The sequence below is a fragment of the Mycobacterium sp. genome (genome assembly GCF_019243155.1).
GTDB lineage: Bacteria > Actinomycetota > Actinomycetes > Mycobacteriales > Mycobacteriaceae > Mycobacterium.
This window is the reverse complement of the sequence record NZ_JAFAUS010000162.1, coordinates 1-4,630: the sequence shown is the minus strand read 5'-3', so window position 1 is coordinate 4,630 and position 4,630 is coordinate 1. Positions and strand designations below refer to the sequence as shown.

Here is a 4,630-nt window from a genome sequence, read left to right as displayed (position 1 = left end):
ATCCCGACGCGGTCGACGCCGAGCACCTGCGCGTAGATGCCGGCCAGGATCTCCTCTGTCGGGTTGGTCGCAGCGCGGTACACACCGCCCAGGTATTCCGGTGCCGGCAGGGCGCGGATGTCGAGCTTGCCGTTGACGGTGACCGGCAGCGCCTCCAACACCACCACCGTGGCGGGCACCATGTAGTCCGGCAGCCGTTCGGCCAGTGCGGCGCGTGCCTCGGCGGGATCGGCGGTACCGGTGATGTAGCCGACGAGGCGCTTGTCAGCGGGGCGGTCCTCGCGGGCGATCACCGCCGCGGCCGTTACGCCGTCGAATTCGGCCAGGGCCGACTGGATTTCACCGAGTTCGATCCGGTAGCCGCGGACCTTGACTTGCTCGTCGGCGCGACCCAGGTATTGCAGCTGCCCGTCGGCACCCCAGCGCACCAGGTCCCCGGTGCGGTACATGCGCGTTCCGGGCTCCCCGAACGGACACGCCACGAACCGCGACGATGTCAGGCCCGCCCGGTTCAGGTATCCGCACCCGACGCCGCGACCGGTCACATACAGCTCACCGACCACCCCGATGGGCACCGGGCGAAGCCACCCGTCGAGCACGAACAAGGCCGCCCCGGGCACCGCCGAACCGATCGGCGGCGCTCCCGAACCCGCCTGCAACGGCGCACTGATGGACGCGAATATCGTTGTCTCGGTGGGACCGTAGACGTTGAGCATCGCCCGTCCGGGCGCCCACCGATCCACCAGCTCGGGTGGGCACGGCTCCGCGCCGATGATCAACGCCGCCGACTCGAGCCCCTGCGGGGACAGCATTCGCACGGCCGACGGGGTCTGGCTGAAGAGCGTGACCTTTTCGGCAATCAGCAAGGCGTGGAAGTCTTTCGGCGAGCGGGCCACCGACTCGGGCACCACCACCAGCCGAGCACCGTGCAGCAGCGCACTCCAGATCTCCCACACCGAGAAGTCGAACGCATACGAGTGGAATTGCGTGATCACCTGGCTCGGTCCCAGCTCCAGGCTGGCCGCCCGCCGCCAATCGAACAACCGGGTGACGTTGCGGTGAGTGACCACAACGCCTTTGGGAACACCGGTCGTGCCCGAGGTGTAGATGATGTGGGCGATGGCGTCGGGGTCCGGTGCCGCCAGTGGCGTCGCGGGTTGCGCGGCCAGAGCCTCGTCTTGGACGTCGATGACAGCGACGTCGTGACCATCGAGTCGGCCGGCGAAGTCGGCGGTGGTGACGACTATGGTCGGAGCGGCATCGGCGAGCATGAACTCGATCCGCGCAGCCGGCAGCTTCGGGTCGATCGGCAGATAGGCCGCACCGGTCTTGAGCACCCCCAGGATCGCCACGATCGCCTCGGCTGAGCGCGACAACAGCAGCCCCACAGGCGCATCCGGGCCGGCCCCCCGTGCGATCAGCAGGTGCGCCAACCGGTTCGCCGCTTCGTCAAGCTCCCGATACGTCATGGACCGCCCCGCACAGGTGACCCCGGCCGCGTCGGGGATGCGGGCCGCCTGCTCGGCGAACAGCGCCGGGATCGACGACGGTGCCCAGGGTTGGCTCAGCACCGCGCGGTTGCCGATTTCATCCAGGCGGGTGCGCTCACCGGCGTCCAGGACATCGATCGACGACAAGCGCCTGCCGGGATCGGCGGTCATGGCGGCCAGCAGGCGCTGGAACCGCGCGATCAGCGCCTCGATGGCGGTCGAGTCGAACACGTCGGCGTCGTACTCGATCCGCAGTCCCAGTTCGGTGCCGGGCTGAGCCTGCACCGTCAACGGGTAGTGGGTCGATTCGTGGCTGGTGATGTCGGTGATGGACAGCTCGTCGTCGCCCACCAGCGCGCCGGCATCGATCGGATAATTCTCGAACGCGAACAGCGTGTCGAACAGCTGCTCCTGACCGGTGATGCGGTGAATCTCGTTGAGCGCCAAGTGCTGGTGATCAAGGGTGTCGTTGTAGGCGCGCTGCAGTTGATCCAGCAGATCGGTAGTGGTGGTCGACGCGGCGATGTTGGCGCGCACCGGCACGGTGTTGATCAACAGACCCACCATCGAGTCCGCGCCCAGCACCTCGGCCGGCCGGCCCGACACGGTGGTACCGAACACGACATCGTTTCGACCGGTCAACGAGGACAACAGTTGCGCGTAGGCCGCCTGCAGCACCGTGTTGACGGTGGTGTGACCCCCGCGCGCCAATTCGCTTACAGCCCGGGTGATCTCGGCGGGCAGCCGCACTGTCTGGACCCGCTGCGGACCCGATTCGCGGCGATCCTGGGGACCGACCAAGGTCGGGGTGTCGAAGCCGGCAAACACCTCGCGCCAGGCTGCGCGGGCGGCGTCGTGATCACGGTCGGCCAGCCAGCTGACGAAGTTGCGGTAGGACGCCGGCGCGGGCAGGCCGTGCCCATAGTAGCCGGCGAAGATCTCGCCCATCAGGATCGGCATCGACCAACCGTCGAGCACGATGTGGTGATTGGTCAGGACCAACCGGTGCCGGTCCGCCGCGACGCGGATCAAAAGCGCGCGGTAGGCCGGCTGGTCGCCGAGCTCGCAGACCGCGACACGTTCGGCGGCGCAGAGCTGCTGTATCCGCTCCTCGGCATCGGCGCCGTCCGCTAGCTCGATGTACCGCCAGGCCGCAACGGGATCGGCCGGGATGACCTGGACCGGCTCGTCGAACTCCGGGAAGAACCGGGCCACCAGGTTCGGGTGCCGGGCGACCATCGCTTGTACCGCATGGTGGAGGCGATCCGCGTCGAGTCGTCCGGTCACGCTGATATTCAGCTGGCCCGCATACAGATCGCCGCCGCCCTGCGCGGTGTTGGCGTGGAAGAGCAGCCCCTGCTGCACCGAGGTCAGCGGCAACACGTCGGCGATCACGGATCGCCGCGCCAGCTCGTCGATCTGCCGTTGGCTCAGCCGGGCGGGTGCGATATCCGACGGGGTCAATCCGCCACCGCCGGATCGCACGTGCGCGCAGATTCCGGTCAGCGCTTCGAACCACAGCCTGCTCAGGTGACGTATTTGTTCTTCATCGAGAGCCGTTGGCGCCCAAGTCCAATTGGCGTGCAGGCGCGGACCGCTCTCGGTGTCGATGGTGACGGCATTCAGGTCCAGGGTGTGCATCAGCGGCATCGGTATCGCCGCGGCGGCTCCGGTGACAGACAGGCCTTCCTGGCCGACCCGCCACAGATCCGCGGACAACTCGGCCGTGCCACCGGGCCGACCCAGATAGTTGAATCCGATCGGTGGCTCGGCTCCCTGCAAGCCGGTGTTGCGGTTCAGGTAGCGCAGTAACCCGTAACTGAGCGGATCCGGCAGGGCGCGGAGTTGCTCCTTGGCGCGCTTGATGACCGCACCCAGCGCGACGTCACCGGACAACACCTGCGCCCAGTTCAGCCCCGAAACCGCCAGCGACGCCGGGTATTTGGTGGTGAACCATCCCACGGTGCGGGACAGGTCGACATCGGCGGCCAGTTCCTCATGGCGTCCGTGGCCCTCGACATCGATGCCGACGGGCCCGCTGTCGACGCCAGCGAATTCCGCTACCGCCAAGGCGAATGCGATCAGCAGGATGTCGTTGATTCCGGCGTGGAACGCCGACGGCACCTCGCCGAGGAGCATGCCGGTGGTTTCGGCATCCAGCTCCGCCGACAGATGCCCTGCCGCGGCGAACGTGTCGACCGCGGGTTGCACCGGGGGCAACAGGTCCGGGGTCGACATGACTTCCGCCCACGCGTCCGCCTGATCCACGACTTCCGGGCGGTTTGCATGGTCGGCCAGCAGCGACGCCCACCGGGCGAACGATGTGCCGCCGGCCGGCAACGCCAACGGCTGGCCGAGACGGTGCTGTGCCCAAGCGATGTTCAAGTCTTCCAACAGGATTCGCCAGGACACGCCGTCGACGGCGAGGTGATGGATGATCACGGCCAACTGGCCGGTGGAAGTGGCCCACAGCGCGCTGACCATCACGCCGGTCGCCGGGTTCAACCGTGACCGTGCCTCCACGAGTGCCTCGTCGGACAATTCGTCCACCGATTGCAGGCACTCCCGAGCATCGACCGAGCCCGCCTCGGGCGCCGTCAACGACCACTCCCCCGCCTCGTCGTCCACGCGCAGCCGCAGCATGGCGTGCCGATCGAGCAAGGCCTGCAACACGATCACGACATCGGTCTCGCCGACGCCCTCGGGAGCCTGCACCAGCACCGTCTGGTTGAACTGGTCGACGGGGCCGTCAACGCCGTTCAGCCACCGCATGATCGGGGTGGTCGGCAGCGGCCCGATTCCCTCGTCGATCACGCCGGCTTCGCTGTCAGCCACACCGGCCACCCGGGCCAGCCGGGCAACGGTCTGCTCGACGAAGATGTCGCGCGTCTTCAGTGTCAAGCCGGCGGCACGGGCACGAGTCACGACCTGCATCGACGAAATGCTGTCGCCGCCAAGGTCGAAGAACGAGTCGTCGATGCCGACCTGCTCGAGGCCGAGCACCTGGGCGTAGATGCCGGCGAGGATCTCCTCGACCGCGTTGCCCGGGGCGCGATAACGGTCGGCGTCCTGATACTCCGGCACGGGCAAGGCGCGGGTGTCGAGTTTGCCGTTGGGCGTCAGCGGCAGCTCCTGCACCA

1 protein-coding gene is annotated in these 4,630 nt (G+C 67.9%); it reads right to left on the bottom strand.

Translation table 11 applies throughout. The annotated features are described in order from the left end of the window. Positions 1-4,630 (bottom strand): non-ribosomal peptide synthetase (locus JOZ00_RS07925; protein WP_293342129.1); only part of this gene is annotated, 4,630 nt, incomplete at both ends.